The sequence below is a fragment of the Mesorhizobium sp. USDA 4413 genome (assembly GCF_056280365.1).
The window spans coordinates 2801714-2821375 of record NZ_JBVPRP010000001.1 but is presented as its reverse complement, the minus strand read 5'-3'; the positions used below and the strand labels follow the sequence as shown (position 1 = coordinate 2821375).

General features: G+C 65.0%; 21 protein-coding genes. 5 read left to right on the top strand and 16 right to left on the bottom strand.

Annotated elements, in window-relative coordinates; all coding sequences use genetic code 11:
• Positions 1–33 precede the first annotated feature (33 nt).
• Positions 34–570, bottom strand: a complete 537-nt coding sequence (locus ACVMIM_RS13540; protein WP_476117209.1) for an ATP-binding protein — start codon at positions 568–570, stop codon at positions 34–36.
• Between the two features lie 52 nt (positions 571–622).
• On the bottom strand, positions 623–1609 hold the full coding sequence (locus ACVMIM_RS13535) for a zinc-dependent alcohol dehydrogenase family protein (protein WP_476112465.1): 987 nt from the start codon (positions 1607–1609) through the stop codon (positions 623–625).
• A 103-nt stretch (positions 1610–1712) separates the two neighbouring features.
• Here ACVMIM_RS13535 and ACVMIM_RS13530 point away from each other — a divergent pair, with 103 nt between their 5' ends.
• On the top strand, positions 1713–2615 hold the full coding sequence (locus tag ACVMIM_RS13530) for a LysR family transcriptional regulator (RefSeq protein ID WP_476112463.1): 903 nt from the start codon (positions 1713–1715) through the stop codon (positions 2613–2615).
• Positions 2616–2971: 356 nt separating this feature from the next.
• Here the strand turns inward: ACVMIM_RS13530 and ACVMIM_RS13525 are convergent, their stop codons facing one another.
• The 8 genes from ACVMIM_RS13525 to ACVMIM_RS13490 form a co-directional block, all read right to left on the bottom strand.
• Positions 2972–3991, bottom strand: a complete 1020-nt coding sequence (locus ACVMIM_RS13525) for an isopenicillin N synthase family dioxygenase (RefSeq protein ID WP_476112461.1) — start codon at positions 3989–3991, stop codon at positions 2972–2974.
• Positions 3992–4144: 153 nt separating this feature from the next.
• Positions 4145–4801 carry a methionine ABC transporter permease gene (locus ACVMIM_RS13520; protein ID WP_040998199.1) on the bottom strand — a complete coding sequence of 219 codons (657 nt, stop codon included), beginning with the start codon at positions 4799–4801 and terminating at the stop codon, positions 4145–4147.
• Positions 4782–5873, bottom strand: coding sequence for a methionine ABC transporter ATP-binding protein (locus ACVMIM_RS13515; RefSeq protein ID WP_476112459.1), 1092 nt, complete (start codon positions 5871–5873; stop codon positions 4782–4784). Before ACVMIM_RS13515 ends, ACVMIM_RS13520 begins: the two co-directional genes overlap by 20 nt.
• Positions 5874–5954: 81 nt before the next feature.
• Entirely contained in the window at positions 5955–6806 is an 852-nt protein-coding gene (locus tag ACVMIM_RS13510; RefSeq protein ID WP_476112457.1) for a MetQ/NlpA family lipoprotein, read from the bottom strand.
• Between the two features lie 199 nt (positions 6807–7005).
• Positions 7006–7803: a cysteate racemase gene (gene cuyB, locus ACVMIM_RS13505; protein ID WP_476112455.1), complete on the bottom strand. Its 798-nt coding sequence runs from the start codon at positions 7801–7803 to the stop codon at positions 7006–7008.
• On the bottom strand, positions 7800–9137 hold the full coding sequence (locus tag ACVMIM_RS13500; protein WP_476112453.1) for a dicarboxylate/amino acid:cation symporter: 1338 nt from the start codon (positions 9135–9137) through the stop codon (positions 7800–7802). Before ACVMIM_RS13500 ends, cuyB begins: the two co-directional genes overlap by 4 nt.
• A gap of 29 nt (positions 9138–9166) precedes the next feature.
• On the bottom strand, positions 9167–10003 hold the full coding sequence (locus ACVMIM_RS13495) for a substrate-binding periplasmic protein (RefSeq protein WP_476112451.1): 837 nt from the start codon (positions 10001–10003) through the stop codon (positions 9167–9169).
• A gap of 197 nt (positions 10004–10200) precedes the next feature.
• Entirely contained in the window at positions 10201–10890 is a 690-nt protein-coding gene (locus ACVMIM_RS13490) for an SDR family NAD(P)-dependent oxidoreductase (protein WP_476112449.1), read from the bottom strand.
• A 189-nt stretch (positions 10891–11079) separates the two neighbouring features.
• Here ACVMIM_RS13490 and ACVMIM_RS13485 point away from each other — a divergent pair, with 189 nt between their 5' ends.
• Positions 11080–12195 carry an anhydro-N-acetylmuramic acid kinase gene (locus ACVMIM_RS13485; protein WP_476112447.1) on the top strand — a complete coding sequence of 372 codons (1116 nt, stop codon included), beginning with the start codon at positions 11080–11082 and terminating at the stop codon, positions 12193–12195.
• Here the strand turns inward: ACVMIM_RS13485 and ACVMIM_RS13480 are convergent.
• Both ACVMIM_RS13480 and ACVMIM_RS13475 read right to left on the bottom strand, forming a co-directional pair.
• Positions 12192–12611 carry a GNAT family N-acetyltransferase gene (locus tag ACVMIM_RS13480; RefSeq protein ID WP_476112445.1) on the bottom strand — a complete coding sequence of 140 codons (420 nt, stop codon included), beginning with the start codon at positions 12609–12611 and terminating at the stop codon, positions 12192–12194. The genes ACVMIM_RS13485 and ACVMIM_RS13480 overlap by 4 nt on opposite strands.
• A gap of 95 nt (positions 12612–12706) precedes the next feature.
• Entirely contained in the window at positions 12707–13891 is a 1185-nt protein-coding gene (locus ACVMIM_RS13475) for an MFS transporter (RefSeq protein WP_476112444.1), read from the bottom strand.
• Between the two features lie 48 nt (positions 13892–13939).
• Between ACVMIM_RS13475 and ACVMIM_RS13470 the strand changes: the two genes are divergently transcribed.
• Positions 13940–14479: an Lrp/AsnC family transcriptional regulator gene (locus tag ACVMIM_RS13470; RefSeq protein ID WP_476112442.1), complete on the top strand. Its 540-nt coding sequence runs from the start codon at positions 13940–13942 to the stop codon at positions 14477–14479.
• Here ACVMIM_RS13470 and ACVMIM_RS13465 read toward each other — a convergent pair.
• Positions 14476–14979 (bottom strand): hypothetical protein, encoded by a 504-nt coding sequence (locus ACVMIM_RS13465; RefSeq protein WP_476112440.1) that lies wholly within the window; start codon positions 14977–14979, stop codon positions 14476–14478. The genes ACVMIM_RS13470 and ACVMIM_RS13465 overlap by 4 nt on opposite strands.
• A 71-nt stretch (positions 14980–15050) precedes the next feature.
• The gene (locus tag ACVMIM_RS13460) at positions 15051–15878 is read right to left on the bottom strand and encodes a class I SAM-dependent methyltransferase (RefSeq protein WP_476112439.1); all 828 of its coding nucleotides are present in this window, start codon (positions 15876–15878) and stop codon (positions 15051–15053) included.
• Between the two features lie 85 nt (positions 15879–15963).
• On the opposite strand from ACVMIM_RS13460, the gene ACVMIM_RS13455 reads away from it, so the two are divergent.
• Positions 15964–16878, top strand: coding sequence for a LysR family transcriptional regulator (locus ACVMIM_RS13455; RefSeq protein ID WP_476112437.1), 915 nt, complete (start codon positions 15964–15966; stop codon positions 16876–16878).
• Between the two features lie 76 nt (positions 16879–16954).
• On the opposite strand, the gene ACVMIM_RS13450 is transcribed toward ACVMIM_RS13455, so the two are convergent.
• On the bottom strand, positions 16955–17794 hold the full coding sequence (locus ACVMIM_RS13450) for a helix-turn-helix transcriptional regulator (protein ID WP_476112436.1): 840 nt from the start codon (positions 17792–17794) through the stop codon (positions 16955–16957).
• A 98-nt stretch (positions 17795–17892) separates the two neighbouring features.
• On the opposite strand from ACVMIM_RS13450, the gene ACVMIM_RS13445 reads away from it, so the two are divergent.
• Positions 17893–18795: an SDR family oxidoreductase gene (locus tag ACVMIM_RS13445; RefSeq protein WP_476112434.1), complete on the top strand. Its 903-nt coding sequence runs from the start codon at positions 17893–17895 to the stop codon at positions 18793–18795.
• Positions 18796–18840: 45 nt separating this feature from the next.
• On the opposite strand, the gene ACVMIM_RS13440 is transcribed toward ACVMIM_RS13445, so the two are convergent.
• The gene (locus tag ACVMIM_RS13440; RefSeq protein WP_476112432.1) at positions 18841–19548 is read right to left on the bottom strand and encodes a GntR family transcriptional regulator; all 708 of its coding nucleotides are present in this window, start codon (positions 19546–19548) and stop codon (positions 18841–18843) included.
• Between the last annotated feature and the right edge of the window lie 114 nt (positions 19549–19662).

The following is a 19662-nucleotide window of genomic DNA, read 5'->3' as shown; positions in this document are numbered from 1 at the left end:
TCCGGCAGCGTGCCCCCCCCCGCGAGAAAACAATCAACCTGCCAATCGAAACGCTCCGCTCTCCAGCGCCGCGACGACCGCTTCCTGCGTTTCACGCGGATCGAGCCCGTCTGTCACGAGCGTATGCCGATCGAACTCGCCCAATGCCGCGAATTGCTCGTGCAGCGCCCTGATCGGCCCGGGATCGGCCAGCGTGTCGCCGCCACGCCGCCGGCAGCGCTCGACGGCGATGTCGACGGGTGGGCGCAGGACGACGTAGTGCAAGATCGTGGTGAGCGCCCTGAACGGCGGCAGAAACCAAGGCCCGATGATGCCGTCGACGATGACAAAGTACCCACCTCCGGCATAGCCGTCCGCGGCATTCGCCAGCACGTCCATCACCACCTCGTTCTGCCGGTGGGCTTCCGGCAGATAGGGCGCGATCGCGCCGTTCTTGATGAAGTGCCAGAAATCGTCGGCGTGAAGATGCACCTTGGGCGACCCGGGCTGTCGCGCGAGAACCTCGGCCGTAGTGGTTTTCCCCGAACCGGGCGCGCCGGTCAGGATGAGGATTTCGCCTGCATGATCGATCATGCGCGCGCTGTAACACGGGCCGCGAGAACCTCTCAAGCCAACGGAGACCTCAAACGACGACCACGACTTTGCCGAACTGTTCGCCAGATTCGAGAAAGCGGTGCGCCTCGACGATCTCCTCGAACGGAAACGTCCTGTCGACGATCGGCTTCAGGGCGCCTGATTGGAGGCCGTCGAGAATGAAGGTCTTGGCGGCTTCCAGCCGAGCGGGATGGCCAGTGATCTCGTGAACGAGGTAGCCGCGCAGCGTTAACGTCTTCGCCAAGACCTCGAACAGCGGGAACGGCGTCGGCTCGGGGCTGAGGCCGCCATATTCGATGAGAATTCCGCCGCGTGCCATTGCGGCTGCAAGAGGCGTGAAGATCGGGCCGCCGACCGGGTCGAGCACGACGCGCACGCCAGGGGGTGCGATCGCCCTCAGCCGCGCTTCGAGATCGTCCTCAGCCAAGGCCACCACATGCGCGGCGCCGGCATCGAGCAATGCTGTCTTCTTGGCCGATGTCCGAGTGACGGCGATCGGCACGGCGCCAATTCTGTTGGCGATCTGGATGGCGGCGAGCCCGACGCTGCTCGACGCGGCGGTGATGGCGACGGGTTCGTCACGGCACAGACGGGCGATATCGATCAGCGCGCCATAAGCGGTGAGATATTGCATCCATGTCGCGGCGGCGGCCTTGAACGAAAGCGATGGCGGATGTTTGACGACGAGCTCGGCCGGAAAGGTGACGAGTTCACCATAGGCCGGCCAGCGCGCCATCGAGCGCGGCGGGATGATGCTGATCGCATCGCCCGGCACGAAACCACCGACGCCCTCGCCGATCGCCTCGACAATGCCGGCCGCCTCAAGACCGAGGCCTGACGGCAGCGACGGCGCTTCGATGTAAGTTCCGTTGCGCATCGAGGCTTCGGCGCGGTTCAAGCCCAGTGCCTTGACGCGGATCCGGACCTCGCCAGGACCTGGCGAGGGAACCTCCATTTCCTCGATGCGAAGCACCTCGGGACCGCCGTGACTATGAAAGCGAACAACCCTTGCCATCCATGCAACTCCAAATCTAATTGATGGAATGGAACTATGCAGAGGCGCCGAGTGCCGATAAATCGCTGCCCAGGCAGAACAGTCGAAACGGTGGGTTTCTAATATGGACCGCCTCGAAAGCATGGAAGTGTTCGTGAAAGCCGTCGACCTCGGCTCGTTCACGGCCGCCGCAGCGGCGCTTGACCTTTCAGGACCGATGGTCGGCAAGCATGTTCGCTTCCTTGAGGAACGGCTCGGTGCACGGCTCATCAATCGTACGACGCGCCGGCAGAGCCCGACCGATTTCGGGCGCGCCTATTATGAGCGCTGCAGGATCGTGCTGGCGGAAGCCCAGGCGGCCGATGCATCGGCAGCCGACCAGTTGTCCGAGCCGCGCGGAAGACTGCGCGTGACGATGCCAACGCATTTCGGCCGCCACTGCGTCACGCCGATCCTGCTCGCATTTGTCCGGCGTTATCCGACACTGGAGTTAGACCTGTCGCTCAGCGACCGCTTCGCCGATCTCGTCGAGGATGGTTTTGACCTTGCGATCCGTACCGGAGCGCTGGATGACCGGGCTGGCATCATCGGGCGCCGAGTCGCGCGCCAGCGCATGGTCGTCTGCGCTTCGCCATCCTACATCGAGACCTTCGGCCGACCGCTTCAGTTTGAGGACATCGCCAGCCACCAGGCAATTATCTACCGGCGTCTCGGCCAGGTACTGCAGCCCTGGCTGTTCCCGCGTGACAATGGCTCGGTGACCGAGATCGCGCCCGCCGGCCGGTTGCGGCTCGACGACCTCGACGCCATCGCCGATGCGGCGACAGAGGGTATGGGACTGGCCTGGCTGCCATATTGGCTGGTGCGCCAACGCGTCGAGGCCGGCACTCTAGTGCGGCTGCTGCCCGAGCAATCGGATTATCTCTATGACTGTCACGCGCTCTGGCTGCAGACGCCACATCTGCCGCTGAGGGTGCGGCTGGCGATCGACGCGCTGGCAGCGGGATTGCCGGGACTGATGTCCTAGCCGTTCGGTCAGCGCCACGCCGGATCGGCTGATGGCGAGAAATGCGGGACGGCCGCCATCCTCCCCCTTGCTGCGGGCAACGAATCCCACTCCGCAATCGCCTGACGCGGGTAGGGCTTGGCGGCAGGCGAGGTTCGATGCATTCCTCGCAGCAGACAAAGAAAAAGGCCGGGCGCGAAAGCGGCCCGGCCAAGAATGAAGGTCATAACCTTCAGAGGGGAACATCGCCCGGCGCAATGGGAGGAAAACACCGAGCGATGCCCCTTATTTGGGGCCTGAACCGCGTATTTTCGACGAACGGAATTCCAAAAAAGATCGAAATCGCGAAAAAAACTCGCTCAATCGTCGGGGAATTGTCAGCCTGCGGCCGGCGCTTTTTCCAGGAGGTCGGCATAGTGACGCCGCGCCACGTCGGGATGCGACCGCAGCCGGCTTTTCAACACATTGGTCCCGACATTGCGGAAGAGCGGATTGTCGGGGTCGCTGGCCGGGCCGCGCGCCTCGGTCGCCAGTTCTTCGGTCAGATCGAGCAGCGGGATGGTGGCATCGAGCCGGGCGCTGAAGAAGAACGGCACCGAAATCCGTTCGACGCCGGCAGGCGGCGTGACGACGCGATGCACGGTAGCCCTGAGATAGCCGTTCGAGGCGAGTTCAAGCAGCTCGCCGATGTTGACCACCAGCGTTCGCGGGATCGGGTCGACATCGACCCAGCTGCCGTCATATTCGACCTGCAGGCCCTTGTTCTCGTCCTGCAGCAGAAGCGTGAGGAAGCCACCATCCTTGTGCGCGCCCACCCCCTGGTCGTCGCCGGTGGCATTGCGGCCGGGGTAGCGCACGATCTTCATGCGATGGTTCGGTTCGCCGCGATAGATCGGATCGAAGGCGTCCTCCGGCTGGTCGAGCGACAGCGCGAAGGCCTTGAGCAGCCGGATCGCCACATCGGTCGCCTTGGCCTGCCAGGCAAGCAGCGCCGGTTTCAGATCGGGGAGCGCGGCGGGCCACTGGTTTGGGCCCTGCAGCCGGGTCCAGGCCGGCACGCCCGGCCCTTGCGCAATGGTCGCGCGTTCAACGCCGATGTCGAGCTGCTCGCGCCAGTCGGCCTTGCCCCTGGTCAGCTCGCCGCCGGCGCGCGTATAGCCGCGAAACTGCGGCGACTTCACCATTTCGATGGCGAGCTTGTCGGCTTCCGGCAAGGCGAAGAAGCGGCGCGCGGCGCCCAGCACCGCGTCGATCTCCGGCTGCGTGATGCCGTGGCCGCTCAGATAGAAGAAACCAACATCGCGGGCGGCGGTGCGCAGATCGAACAAGAATGTCCGCAATTCCGATGCGCCCTGCTCCAGGCGGTCGAGATCGAGCACCGGAATTATTCTTGCCATGGACAGGCTCCTCTCGGCGAGACTTGCAACTCAGCCGCACGATGACATCAGCGCCATTGCTGGTGAAGAAACGCACCAACCAATCTCACTGCAAACGGCGCAAGCCGGCGCTCAATTCCCGGCTTTTGCGGCAAATTGCGTCCGCATCCGGTGCTACCCGCGATGGTCCAGCCGAGCGACGAGGCGGTCGCCGATCCACTGGATGCCGCAGACGAGCACGATGAGCACGACGACCACCGCGACCATCACGCTGGTTTCGAAACGCTGATAGCCGTAGCGGATGGCAAGGTCGCCGAGACCGCCCGCGCCGATGGCGCCGGCCATGGCGGAGGCGCCGACGAGCGTCACCAGCGTCACCGTGAAGCCGGCCACGATGCCCGGCAGCGCCTCCGGCACCAGCACCTCGCGGATGATCGTCCAGCGGTTGCCTCCCATGGCGCGCGCCGCCTCGATCAGCCCGTGATCGACCTCGCGCAGCGATACTTCTGCGATGCGCGCATAATAGGGCGTCGCGGCGATCGACAGCGGCACGATCGCGGCCCAGGTGCCGATCGAGGTGCCGACGATCAGCCGCGTCACCGGGATCAGCGCGACCAGCAAAATGATGAAAGGAACCGAACGGAAGCCGTTGATGACGGCGCCGAGACTACGGTTGACCCAAAGGCTCTCGGCGATGCCGCCGCGATCGGTGGCGACTAGGGCAAGGCCGAGCGGCAGGCCGAAGACCAGCGAGATGAGGCCGGACGCGCCGGTCATCAGCACCGTCTCCCAGATCGAACGGAGCAGGAGTTCAAACAGGACCGGCGACATGGCCAAGCACCTCCACCCGCGCGCCGCGGTCCTTCAGGAATGTCGTTACCCGCGCAAGATGCGCGGCTTCAGCGCCGGCAACGGTCAGGAACAGCGTGCCGACGGGTTGGCCTTGGACATGATCGACGCCGCCATGCACAAGGCGGAACCGGCCCGGCGCCGCCACGGCGAGGTCGGAGAGCAAGGCGCCGCGCGCGGCCTCGCCGGCGACATCGATCCGCAGGATTGTTTCCGCGCCCTCGCCCGGAACCAGCCGGCGGGCGATCTCGGGCGGCAATTGCGGCCGGATGCCGCCGAGCAGGCTGCGGGTGATCTCCGATTTTGGGTTGGCGAAGACGTGCCAGACGGCGCCCTCCTCGACGATCCGGCCGGCATCGATCACCGCCACTCGATCGGCGATCGAACGGATCACCTCCATCTCATGCGTGATCAGCAGGATGGTGAGGCCGAGCCTGGTATTGATGTCCTTGAGCAGCGCCAGGATCGAGCGCGTCGTCTCCGGATCAAGGGCCGAGGTCGCCTCGTCCGACAAGAGCAGTGCTGGTCGGGCGGCAAGCGCCCTGGCGATGCCGACGCGTTGCTTCTGCCCGCCCGACAGCGAGGCCGGATAGGCGTTGGCCTTCTCAGACAGGCCGACGAGTTGCAGCAATTCCGCCGCGCGCGCCAGGCGCTCGGCGCGCGGCCGCCCTTCGATCTTGAGCGGCAGCGCGACATTCTCCTCGACGGTCTTGGCCGACAGGAGATTGAAGTGCTGGAATACCATGCCGATGCGGCGGCGCAGCGGCTGCAGCTCGCGCTCGCTCAGACGGCCGATCTCGCGGCCCTCAATGAAGACCTCGCCGGAAGCGGGCCGCTCCAGCCCGTTCAGGCAGCGGATCAGCGTCGATTTGCCGGCGCCGCTGCGGCCGATGATGCCGAGGATCTCGCCCCTCCGCACAGTGAGCGAGACGCCGTCGAGCGCCGCTGTCGCGCCGAAGCGGCGCTTCAGGCCAACGAGGCGGACGACGTCTTCCCGCCCGGTCGGCTGGATGCGGACCTGATCGGCGCGTTCGGCCGTGACATGCTGGTTCATCTCTATGTCCGTTTCAGTGCCGCGCAAACGCGACGGCGGCCCCCGCTCAGCCGCGGGCCGTCCGTTTCTGCCCGGCGCCGATCAATAGGCGCTGATCCCGGTGCCCTTGTAGACCTTGTCGAACTCGGCCTTGACCGTATCGTTCTGATAGGAGGCGACGAGCGTCTTCACCCAGGGCTCGTTCTCGTTTCCGGCCTTGACCGCAATGAAGTTGCGGTAGGGATTATCTGCCACCGGCTCTTGCGCGATGCGGTTTTCAGGGCCGAGCCCGCTCTTCAGCGCCCAGTCGGTGTTGACGACGGCGGCATCGAGATCGTCCAGCGAGCGGCCGACGATGCCGGCGTCGAGCTCCTTGATCTCGAGCTTCTTCGGGTTCTCCGTAATGTCGGCGGTCGTCGCCAGGATGCCGGTGCCGTCCTTGAGCTTGATCAAGCCTTCATGTTCCAGCACATGCAGCGCGCGACCTTCGTTGGACGGGTCGTTCGGCAGGCCGATCACCGCGCCTTCCGGCAGGTCGGCGACCTTGGCATGCTTTTTCGAATAAAGGCCGATCGGCCAGACGCCGGTATAGCCGACCGGCACGATGTGGTAGCCTTGCGTCTTGATCTGGTTGTCGAGATAGGGCTTGTGCTGGAATGCGTTGGCGTCGATCTCGCCGCGCTCCAGCGCCTCGTTGGGCTGGGTATAGTCATTGAAGACGACGGTCTCGATGATCAGCCCTTTCTTGGCCGCCTCGGCGGTGACGACGCGCCAGACATCCTCATCCTCGCCGCTGATGATGCCGACCTTGATTGACTTCTTGTCCTCGGCGAAGGACGGCGATGGCGCGCAAAGGCCGATCACGGCCAATGTCGTGGCGAGAAGTAACGCCAATCCGGCGCGCCTGGTGATTGACGTAACGAGAGACTTTGAAGCGTTGCCGCGTCCGGACATGGTGCGTTCCTTGCGATCCTGAAATCATTTTGGCCTGGCGGGATGCGAAGCCTCGATATCAGCATCACCAATGCTGCCCGACTGGGCAAAGAAGCGCTTTTCCTCTCAAACGGGAGGTGGAAAATATTCTCTCAAAGATATTGTGCCTTGGAGAACACCGGCTGCTCGCAAGCCGGTTTTGATCGCGCAGCGGCGACGCTTACGAGGCCTGCTGCGCGGCACGCCAGGTCGGTCGACCATTTCCCCGCAAGCGAGGCTCTGTCGGCAGGCCCCGCGCTTCCTGAACGCCGAAGCCCAATCGTGTCAGGCTGGCTCGCGCCAGGGCCGCATTGCTGTCGATGACGATCAGTCCGTTCGTGTCGCCGAGGCTGGCCGCCGCCACCGACAATTCGGTACAGCCGAGAAGCGCTGCATCGGCGCCGGCCATTTGCGCGAGATGAAGCGCGCGCTCGGTCTCGGCCGCGGCTTCCGCGATCGACCCGGCCTTGACGAGCATGATCGCGCTGTCGACGCGCTCCTGAAACTCGGCGTCCTGTGGAAGGCAGAGGTCGAATCCCGCCGCCGAGATCCTGTGCTGATAGAAACCGGAAACCAGGGTGCCCCGCGTTGCGAGGTTCGCAACCCTGCCCCGGTCCAGGCTGCGGCGGATCTCCGCCACCACCGCATCGCCGATGTGGATGATCTCGGCTGACGAGTTCGCCGCCAGCCTGTCATACCAATGATGGGCGGTGTTGCAGGGCATGGCGATGCAGGCAACGCCGAGCGCGTTGAGCATCGAGACCGCAGCCCTCAGCGGGGCCAGCGGCCCGTCATGGTTGCTGAGGATCGCTTCGGTCCTGTCGGGCAGTTGCGGCACGCTGAGGATGACGCAAGGCACATGCTCGTTGTCGCGGAGCGCTTCGGTCATCCGGGTGAGCTTGAAGTAGAAGTCGGCCGATGCCAGCGGCCCGAGACCGCCGATGATGCCGAGCTGGGGACGGATGCCGTCGTCGATCATCGTACGGGCTCGGCTTCGAGCTCTTGGGCGACGGTTTCAGCGCTCAGCGCCGCTTCCCGATGGCTGGGCGCGATCATTGCCGTGCTTGCGGCCACGGTGGAGACGCTGGACAGCGTCATCAGCGTGTCCACGGCCGCGTCCACCGCGACGAACAGGGCGAACGCCGCCTCGAAAGGAAGCTTCAGATAGCCGCAGACGATGGACATCTGCGACAAGATGAGCAGGCTGCCCATGCCGCCTGTCGTGAGCGCCAGAAGCGCGGAGACGACGCCGATAAGCAAGAGGTCCGGGATCGCCAGCTGATGGCCGTACAGCTGGGCGATGAACAGGGTGCCCGAGGTGTAGACCAGCGCCGGGCCGGTTCGCAGCAGCGCCGCCTGCAACGGCACGAGCAGCTCGACCACCACGAGGTTGAACCTCAAGCGCTCGGTCAAAAGGTTGATGACCCAGGGCAGCGAGGCGACGGTGGACCGCGTCGTGATGGCCGCCATCAGAAGCGGCTGAAGGGTCTTGATCGTGGCCCAGTAGCTTCGCCGCGAGCGTATGGCAATGACGGCAAACGCGCCGGCGAGGAATGTCAAGCAGGAAAGACCCATCACCAGCAGATAGCCGCCCATCAGCATCAGCGGCTTGGTGCCGGTCGACGCGGTCTGGTCGGCGATCAGGACGAAGGTCGCGAAGGGCAATCCCCAGACGAACCAGTTGGTCAGCACCGTACAGGCCCGGTACACCGCGTTGAGCGCCTGTGAGAGGCTGAGCGACGAGGGCTGCGGAATCTTGCCCATCGCGAGCCCGAAAAGGAGGCAGAACAACAGAACCTGGATCGTCTGACCCGAGGCCAGCGCGTTGAAGACGTTGTTCGGGACCAGTTCCATGAAGATCGAATGTCCGTCTTTCGGATCCCCGGCCGACGGCGGCGGGTGGAACGGGAAAGCGAGATCGGTGGAGACGCTGCCCTGGGAATTGATGAACTCGCCGAGCTCGATGCGCGACTGCGGATTCTCGATCTGGCCGGGCTTGAGGATCAGCGAATAGCTGCCGCTGACCAGCACGGCGAGGAACGACACGACCAGCACCGCTATGCCGACCTTGCCGAGATAGCGGACCGATTTCGGGTCCTGGACCATCGCGGTGATCGAGAAGATCACGGACGAGACCAGATAGGGCAGGACGACCATCTTGAGGAAATTCAGATAGACCTGCGCCGCAGGGCTGATCGCATGGGCAAAGGCCGGATAGTACAGTCCGCACAGAATCCCAGCCAGGATCATGATGATCGTTGTCAACGGCGAGCGCAGGATGCGCTTTGCCGCGAGGCGCCAATCGAGAGGCATGGGTGCGGCTGCATCCGAGACGGCCATTGTCAGGCTTTGCTCCCCTGGCGATAGCGCGCGATGATCTCATCGGTGTTGAGGACCTGCTGGCCTCGCGCCAAATCAAGATAGAGATCGACGAAGGCCGCCAGATGCGGATTGTCCGGCCGCACGCCGACCGCGATCGTATCGACCTTGTCCGTCAGCGTGATCGAGCGCGCGACGACTGTCATCGACGGATCGTCGACCATCAGCTTCTTGATCTCGAAATCATCGCGATAGGCGAGGTCGATCGTGCCGCTGCGGATCGCATCGATGACCGTGTTCCAGCCGGCGAAGCGCCGGATCGTGGCATGCGGGAAGGTCGCCGCGGCATAAGTGGCGAAGGACGAGCCTTCGATCACGCCGAGATCGCCGGAGAAATCACGGATGATCTGTTCAGGCGGCTTGCCTTGCGCGATGCGCGCCAGGTTCACGCGGTTTGCGAGCAGCCCTTGGTGGAGCATGGCGTAAGGCCGCGAATAGAGGATAGAGCGACCGCGCTGAAGGGTGCGGCTGAGCTTGCCGATCGCCAGGTCCGCCTCACCGGTGGTCAGCTTTTGCACCATGGCGTCGAAAGTCACGGCGGACCGGTCGAGCACCGGTTCGACGCCAAGCTCCGCGGCTATGCCGCGCGCAAGATCCATATCGATGCCACCGTCTCCAGAGCCGTCCGCCGGAAAGAACGGATCCGACGCGAAGGCCGGCATGGCGATGCGCAGCTTATTGTCATTGACGACGGGTTTTGGAGCGTCTTGCGCCTGAGCCGGCGTGACCACGGCCGGCGCCTGCGCGATCAGCAGCCCTCCGCCTCCGGCTGCAAACAGCGTGCGACGTGTAAGCGGCATGCCCATTCTCAATTCGTGCAGGAGAGCCGGACAACAATTCTGACCAACTCGCAGTATGCACGCCGAAGTTAAGTAAAGGTGTCTTTTACTTTGCGCCTTTTTACATTGCAGATCGCTAAAGTGGCTTCACGAAATATGCATACTTTCTAAAATAACCAACTCGCGGCCGGGCGCGTTGTTCTGCGCGCCATGAGTCGTCAGAACGTCTCAACCCAGGGTCTCAGCTCGACTTCGAAGCTCCAGGCGCTGCGGTGCTGGCGATGGACGGCGAGATAGGTCTCGGCGATCGCGTCGGGCGAGAGGCGACGATCCGGCCGGTCAGGCTCGGTCGCTTGTCCGGCGGGCTCGATCTGGCCGTCGATGATGAAATGCGCGACGTGAATGTTCTTCGGCGCGAGCTCGCGCGCCATCGATTGCGCCAGCCCGCGCAGACCGAATTTCGGCATGGCGAAACCGGCCGAGCCGGAGAAGCCCTTGAGGCTTGCCGTGGCACCGGTGAACAAGATCGAGCCGGAGCCGCGCGCAAGAAGCCGGCGCGCCGCCTGCTGGCCGACCAGGAAGCCGCCATAGGCGCCGACAAGCAGGGCTTGCTTGACCGCTTGCGCGTCGAGTTCGGCGATCGGGCCGCGCGTGCGGCCGCTGGCGTTGAAGACGGCGATTTCGAGTGGGCCGGCCTTGTCGGCCGTCTCGAAGAGCCGCTCGACGGAGGCCGCGTCCGACACGTCGGTTTCAACGGCCAGCGCGCCGGTTTCCTTGACCAGCGTGGCCAGTTTGTCGACGTTGCGCGCGGCAAGGACGACGCCGAAACCCTCCCTGGCGAGAAGCCGCGCCAGCGAGGCGCTTAAGCCGGAGCCGGCGCCCGCGATCACTGCGACCTTGGCTGCCATGGCTTTTCCTCCTTGAGAGCTCGATATCCGGTCCGCAGGCTCGCGCCTTCGGCGGCAAGAGGCAAGAACGTGGTTGCTCGATTTTCGCCATTTGGCGCAAAAGGACCGCCTGGACAGGCCCGGTGAAAGACTTGCCTGCCGCGCCGATCCGTCCGACACGTGGTTGGACGACGATTCGGGAACAAGACCATGGAACCAATCTGGGCCGTCGGCCTGATGACCGGCACGGTGCTCGACGGCAATATCGACGTGGCGCTGATCAAGACGGATGGCGAGCGCATCGCCGACACCGGCACATACACGCTGGCTCCTTACCCCCAGTCGATCCGCGCGTTGCTCGAAGAGACGCTGCGCCAGGCGCGCGCCTGGAATTTCGAGGGACCGGAGCCGGCGATCTTCCGCGAAGCTGAAGAGGCGCTGACGCGTGCGCAATCGGCGGCGGTCAAGGATCTCGTCGAAAGCCAGAGCATGAGCATGGCCGATATCGGCATCGTCGGTTTCCACGGCCAGACCGTGCTGCATCGCGCCCCGCAGCCTGGCAAGATCGGAAGGACTCGCCAGCTCGGCGATGGCGAGCTGATGGCTTCGCTGCTCGGAACCAAAGTCGCCTATGATTTCCGCACGGCCGATGTCGCGGTCGGCGGGCAAGGCGCGCCTCTGGCCGCCGCCTATCATGCGGCGCTGCTCAAGGAAGCCGACGCCAGTGGCGACACCGCCGTGCTCAATCTCGGCGGCGTCGGCAACATTACCTGGTGGGACGGCGAGGACAATATCGTCGCCTTCGACACCGGTCCGGCCAATGCGCCGGTCAATGATTTCATCAAGGCCAAGGGCCTCGGCGAGATGGACCGCGACGGCAGGCTGGCGGCGGCCGGCAAGGTCGACGAGGAACGGCTCGCCAGGCTCTTGCAGCATCCGTATCTGACGAAACCCTATCCGAAATCGCTCGACCGCTTCGACTTCACGGCGGCGATGGCCGAAGGCCTGAATGCCGAGGATGGCGCGGCGACGCTGACGGCCTTCACGGTCTCAGCCGTCGGCAAGGCGCTCGACCTGTTGCCGCGCCGGCCGAAGCGGCTCGCGGTCAGCGGCGGCGGCCGCCACAACCCGACGATGATGGCGATGCTGGAAAGCCGCGCCGGCGTCGAAGTGGTGCAGGCCGAGACGCTTGGCTGGAAGGGCGACGCGGTGGAAGCGGAGTGCTTTGCTTTCCTCGCGGTGCGCGTGCTGCGCGGCCTGCCGATCAGCTTTCCAAGCACCACCGGCGCGCCAGAGCCGATGCGCGGCGGAAAGCTCGCCGGCTAAGCCAACCTCTTCTGCAGGAAGACGCGGCGGCGGCCGACCGGGAAATCCGGCAGCTCGCCGAACGGCTTGTAGCCCTGGCGCTCATAGACCTTCTCGGCGGTTGGATTGAAGGTATCGATCCAGGCGCCATGGCAGCCGCGCGCGATAGCTTCCCGTTCGGCGGCGTCGAGCATGCCGGCGGCAACGCCTCGTCCGCGCAGCCTTTCGTCGACCCACAGCCACTGCACATAAAGCCAGCCCCAGGCAGTGTAGCCGGAAATACCGGCAATGATGGCGCCGGTCTCGTCACGCACGAAAACCGCCAGCGGCTTTCGGCCCGACGCACCGACATCGGCATCGTTGAAGGCGGAGAGGCTCCCGCCCAGGAGAGCGAGATCCTGCGGCAAAGGCTCGGTGACTTCAAGGCTCGTCTTCATCGGCTGCGACTCCGGTTCGCAAGCCAGCCTTAGAGCAATTCCAGGGAAAGTGCGAAACGGTATTGCGGCCGCAAGCGAAGAGTGGGGTAGGCCTGTTACCGGTGACCGACCGGCCGCCATGCCGCGGCGCCGGCCGCCACCAACATCAGACCGGCCGCGATCAGCGCACAATTGGCGAAGCCGAGACTCGTATAGAGCGGGCCGAAGCCTGCCGTGCCGACGGTGACGGCGAGATAGGTGACCGCGCTGTTCAGGCCCATGATGGTGCCGCGCCGCGACGGGTCGAGCGCGGTAAGCCGCATGACCAGCACGTTCAGCCCGAAATGGTTCGCGAGGCCCCAGATGGCGATCGTCGCGATGAGCAGGCCGAAGCCGCCGCTCGCCAGCGCGATCGCGACATAGACGGCGGCGACCAACAGATAGGCGAAGGGCATGACACGACGTGCGCCGAGGCGGTCGATGACGCCATCGAGCAAAGCGGCCGCGCCGAAACCGAGGCCATAGGCGACCGCCGCCAGGCCATTGGCGCTGACCGGCTCGCCGAGGGCTTCGTGGAGATGATCGCCGAGATAGCCGTAGACGCCGTAGAAGGCGGTCATGAAGGCACCGCAGGCAATGAGCAGCGGGACGATGCCGGGAACGGCGAGCGCGCCGAGCGGCGACGGCGCCGGGCCGCCTTTCCTGGTGTCGTGCAGCGAGCTCATCGCCAGACAGGCAACAGCCGCCCCTGCGAGCAACGCCACAGCCGCGAAGACAGCGCGCCAGTGGATGAGATCGGCGAGCACCGCTGACAACGAGACGCCGGCGACCATGGAAAGCGTCCAGCCGGTCAAGACGACGCCGATGGTGCCGCTTTCGCGGCCGGGGGGCGCAATCGCGGCCGAGCTGGCATAGATCGCCGGCATGGCGATGCCCGCCGCAACGCCGGCGACGAGTTGGGCGGCCACCAAGATCGTCACCGCCGGTGCCAAGGAGCTGGCGACCAGCGCCAAAGCCAGCAGCAGCAATGCGCCCTGCAGCATGCGGCGCGCGCCGATCCGGTCGATGTAGCGGGCAAGAAAGAGCGCGCTGGCCGACGTGCCGAGGCCGAAGGCGGCGGCAGCCGTCATCACCGCCGGCACGCTGGCGCCGAAGGATGCCGCGACGGCGGGCGCTATCGGGCCCAGAACCAGCGAGTTGGAGCCGATGACGGCGATGCAGCCCGTCAGCAGATAGGCGGCGGCCGGGATTGGCGCGCGGGGCGCCGCGGTCAGAATTGCTGATTGATTGCTGTTCGACATATCATCATAATGGCCGAATTGAATTCCGCAGCAATGGAGAATTTCCATATGGACGCAGAAACAGATGACATTCAGCGGAACAAGCAACCGGCCCGCGAGATCGACCCGATCGACCGAAAAATATTAGGCGTTCTCGTCGAGGACGCGACCATCAGCTATGCCGAGCTCGGCGAACGCGTCGGCCTGTCGCCGCCGGCGGCGTATGAGCGGGTCAAGCGGCTGAAGCGCAGCGGCGCCATCCGCGCCACATCGGCGATCATCGATCCGCGGGCGGTGAAGAAGCCGCTGCTTGCCTTCGTGCATATCGACACCAGGGGCTGGGGCAAGACGCCGGAGCTGATGGCGGTCTCCAAATATCCGGAGGTCGAGGAGATCCACACGGTCGCCGGAGACACCTGTATGCTGCTCAAGGTGCGCACCGAGGACACGCGGGCATTGGAGGGCCTGCTGGCTCGGCTATACGATACACCCGGCGTGACCTCGACGCGCAGCTATGTCGTGCTGTCGACCTACCTCGAGCGGCCGGTGCAGCCGGAAATCACGAGCGAATGGCCGGCGCCCAAGCACATGGCGACCCCCATGTATTAGGTGGCCGCCAGCTGATGGCGCCTTGAACGCGCCAGCAGATAGAAGGCCGCGACATGTGTGATCATCAAGAGCGGCACGTAGAGGATCGGGATCACGTAAGTCGCGCCCAACTGTCCGGCCTGTCCCGGAAGGTCGAGCATGACGCCATGGTAGTAGTCGCCGACAAGGTCGACCACGCCCACGACATTGAAGGCGACGATGAGCGGCCAGAAGATCGCGGGCCTTGTCACCGCGAGCAGCGCCAGCATGGCGAGCAGGCCGGTGGCGAAATCGCCATAGGCGGCGAAGCTTGCGAAGCCAGGAGCAAGGCCGGAGCCGACGACGCCCGGGATAAGAAAAACAAGCCCGAAGAAGCGGAAGCTGTGCAGCGTGGCGATGGCGCGCTGCGCCTCGATCGGCTCCATCGACTTCAGCCTTGGCCAGATATAGGACGCGAAGAAAAGCAGCCAGGGCACATAGCCGAGCGCAAGGTGGATGTTGAAGATTACCGCTGGTGACATCTTCGCCTCCTATCAATGTTAGTTTTCGCAATTCCGGACGGAAAGCCGCTGAACACTTTTCCTGGAATTGCTCAGTTGACGGGAACGGCTTCGAACACCGCCGTCAGAATGCCCAGCCGTCCCTCCATCAGATTGCGCCCAAGGTTGGTGGCGAGATCGGCAAAGCCCTGCCCCATGACGACGCCGAGATTGAGCGTAGGCGGCGGGCCGGAGGCGCGGAGCTCGGCGAACCAGGCCTTGGCTATGGCCGTGTCGTCGCGGCGAACGAGCATGCCGAAGCCGGCGGCTTCGATTGCCTCGCAGGTCGCTTCCGCCGTCACCAGGAAGCTTTCGCCCGGCGTCTTCGCCCACGGCACGGGATAGAGCGGATCGCCACTATTCAGCACGACGTCGAAAGTGGCGAATTTTCCGCCCGGCTTCAAAACGCGCCTGATCTCGCGGTAGAGCAGCGGCCGGTCGGCGATGTTCATCGCCACATGCTGCAACAGCGCGGCATCGAACCGGCCGTCTTCGAAAGGCAGCGCCAGCGCGCTGCCGGTTTCGAACGACACTTGCCCGTCCTGCCCGGTTCGCGCGGTCAGATAGCGCGCCGCCTCGACGAAGGGTTCGCTGAGATCGACGCCCACCACCTCGCAACCATGGGTCTCGGCAAGAAACCGGGCAGGCCCGCCGACGCCAGATCCGACGTCGAGCACCGACATGTGGGCAGCGATGGCGGCCAGATTGGCGAGCTCAGCCGTCGCCGCCAGTCCGCGGGTGTGGAACTGGTCGAGGGTCGCGAGCTGTTCAGGCTTCAGCCGCTGTTGCTCAGGTCCAAACACCGCCAATGCGGTCTTCAATCGATCGGCTAGGCCGGTCGCGCGATAGTGATCGCGCACGCGGTCGAGTTCATCGGTCATTTCAACTTCCCTTCAGGCTTCCACAGTCACGGAAGAAATACGGCCGCTTTCTGCCGACAACTATCCGCGATAATGTCGACGGGTCATGAAGCAGAACTTCACAGTCAGGCATGGCGCGCTGGACGGCGTAGAAGCCTTCCTGAGCGTCGCGAGGCACCGCAATTTCCGCAAGGCTGCGGCAGAGCTTGCCGTCACCCCGTCAGCGATCAGCCAAGCGATACGCACACTGGAAGCGCGCATCGGTGCTGCGCTCTTCATCCGCACGACGCGCAGCGTCGGCCTCACCGAAGCCGGCGAGCGCTTTTTCGCGCGCGCCCGGCCGGCCTTCGAGGAGTTGATCGCCGCAAGCGAGATCGCGCGCGGGATGGGCCAGCGGCCGGCGGGGCTGTTGCGGCTTTCGGTGCCGCCGGCCGTGGTGGCGATGCTGCTGGAGCCGATGATCGCCTCCTTCTGCCAGGCCAATCCCGAGATCGAACTGGAGATCGTCGCCAGCGGCGAGCTGGCCGATCTCGCCGCGGAAGGGTTCGACGCCGGCATCCGCATGGGCGACTTGATCGCGCCCGACATGGTCGCGGTTCGCCTGACGCCCTCCTTTCCGATGGTGGTCGTCGGCAGTCCGGATTATCTGCGCCGGCGCGCGGCGCCCGAGCGCATCGAGGACCTGCGCGACCATGCCTGCCTGCGCCTGCGCCGCTCGAACGGTTCGGTCGCGCCCTGGTCCTTTGTCGACGGCAACAAGACCGTCGAGGCAGTCGTGTCGGGACCGCTGATCGCGCATGACTACCCGTCGCTGCTCGGGGGGGCGATCCAGGGTGTCGGGCTGGCCCAGGTGCCAAGCCCGATCGCCGAAGCGCCGATCGCTGACGGCCGCCTGCAGGCGCTGCTCGGCCGTTTCGCGGTGACCACGCCGGGGGTATTTCTCTACTATCCGGAAAGGCACCAGGTGCTGCCGAAGCTGCGAGCCTTCATCGACCACATCAGGGCGTCGGCGCGGCGTTGAAGCTTCGCCGAGCCGATCGGATGGATGGCGATCTCAGACCTGACGCATCATCGTCGGGACTCCTGGCGCCAGCGCCCTACATCTTCGCGTACCGGGACTCGATCAAGGATTGGATGCGTTCGGCGTCCGCGCGCGTGACGGGATTGTAGACGATCATGCCGAGCTCCGGACGGCCATCGACAGCGAAGACCGAGAACTCCAGCTCGATCAGCCCGATCTCGGGATGCCGCAGACGCTTCACGCCTTCGCCATGCGCCGGGACGATGTCGTTGTCGCGCCACAGCGCCTCGAATTCTGGACTGATCCGGCAAAGCTCTTCGACGAGCTGGGTGATTTCCGCGCCTGCGCCTGCCCGGGTGGCATCCGCCCTGAAGGACCCGACCACGAAACGCGCGACGCTCTGCCAATCGTCCTGTGCGTCGCGCACGCGGGGATTGCTGAACATGAGCCGGAGGATGTTGCGCTGCTCGCGCGGCAGCTTGGAATAGTCGGTCAGCATCGCGGCCGCAGCGCGATTCCAGGCCACCACATCCCATGTCGCGGTCTTGATGATCGCCGGGCTGGGGTCCAAGGCGTCGAGGACGCGCTGCAGTCGCGGCGTCACGCTGTCCACGCTTTTGTACCGGACTTCCGGCGGCCGCCCGAGCCCCAGCATGAACAGATGCTCGCGTTCGGGCTCGGTCAGCATCAGCCCGGTCGCGATGCGGTTCAGCACATCGGCGGACGGCGCGCCGCCCCGCCCCTGCTCCAGCCAGGTATACCAGGTCGGGCTGATATTGGCGCGCTGCGCCACCTCTTCACGGCGCAGCCCTTGCGTGCGCCGCCGTCCCGTGGCGAAGCCGAAGGCGGCGGGATCGAGGTGCATACGGCGATCGCGAAGGAAGGTGCCAAGCTTGTTTGTCGTCTCGATCGGCATCGCGATCCTGTTGAATATTATACCATGATAAAGTCACTACTTTAACAGAATGAGTTGTAGCGCAAATAAGGCCTCCGAACAACCACAGGAGACCTCCTATGCGTGTATTCCTTACCGGCGCGACCGGCTTCATCGGTTCCAGGATCTTGCCTGAGCTTCTCGCCGCCGGCCATCAGGTGCTCGGCCTGACCCGGTCCGAAGCTGGCGCGCGTTCGCTTGCCGCCGCCGGCGCCGAGCCCCATCGCGGCGATATCGAAGATCTCGACAGCTTGCGCGACTGCGCGGCGAAATCGGATGCGGTGATCCACACCGCCTTCGACCACAATTTCGCGAATTTCGTCGCGAATTGCGAGAAGGACAAACGCGTCATCGAAGCGCTGGGCGGGGCGCTGGCCGGCTCGGACCGGCTGCTCATCATCACGTCGGGTGTGGGCATGGGCTCCGCCGAACACGGCCAGCCGGCGAGAGAAGACATCTTCAACACCGACCATCCCAATCCGCGCATCCTGTCCGAGCTCACCGGCGCGGCAATGGCTGAGAAGGGCGTCAAAGTATCGGTGGTGCGGCTGCCGCAGGTGCATGACACGGTGAAGCAGGGCCTGATCACCCCGCTGATCGCGCAGACGCGTGCCAAGGGCGTCTCGGCCTATATCGGCGAGGGCCGCAACCGTTGGTCGGCGGCGCATGTGCTGGATGTCGCCAAGCTCTACCGTCTGGCGCTCGACAAACAGGAAGCCGGCGTGCGCTACAACGCCGTTGCCGAGGAAGGCATCGCCATGCGCGCCATCGCGGAAGTGATCGGCGCCGGCCTCAACGTGCCGGTGGTCTCCCTGTCGCAGGAGGAGGCCTCGGACCATTTCGGATGGCTCGCCATGTTCGCCGGCCTCGACATGCCGGCGTCGAGCGAATGGACGCGTGCGCATCTCGGCTGGCAGCCGACCGGACCCGGCCTCATCGCTGATCTGGAGCGGATGGATTATTCGCAAGCCGCCGCGGCCTAGCCAGGTCCTGCGGCGGTTCGGCGACCGGCTGGACCGCCGTCTGCTCTAAGCGCGCAGCAGATCCGCCAGGCTGTCGGACTTCTCGACTTTGTCGGTGAGATCCAGCCCCGACAGCAGGTCGACCAGATGGCTGTTCATCAGGGCGGCCGCGTTGCCGCTGTCGCCGGCCTCGATCGCATCGACCAGCGCATGATGGGCGTGCTTCTCGCAGGTCGCGTCACGGCGCTTCCAGTAGAGTGCGATGATCAGCGAGGAGTGCGAGACGAGGTCGCGCACGAAATTGGTGAACACCGAATGCGCGGCGATCTCGGCGATGCCGACATGGAAGCGCGCCGACAGCATGATGGCGTCGCTGTCGCGGCCGTCATGCAGCGCCTCATGCTCCTTCTCCAGGTGTGACCGCAATTGCACAATGTCCGACGGCACCGCGGCCCTGGCGGCGAGCGCGGCCACCTTGGGTTCGATCAGCGCCCTCGCCTCGAACACCTCGCGTGCCTCGATTTTCGAAGGCTGGGCGACGAAGGCGCCGCGATTGGGCTCCAGTCGCGCCAGCCGATCATGCGCAAGGGCCTGCAGCGCGGACCGGATGACCGTGCGGCTCACCGAATAGATCGATGCCAGCTCGTCCTCCGGCAATTTGGTGCCTGGAGCGAGACGATGGCTGACGATGGCGTCCCTCAATCCGTAATAGATCGGCGACCAGCGCGCCGCCGGCTTGTCGTCTCGATCTTCTTCCTTAAGTACCGTCAACATGCTTTCAATGCGCAGGCCCGAAATGGCCCGATCTGCCCCCAAATCGCCGGCAGCCCGCCCAATCTAGTATCGCTCGCGCGGCGGTCAATCCCACCGATCCGCGCGCCGGCCGGT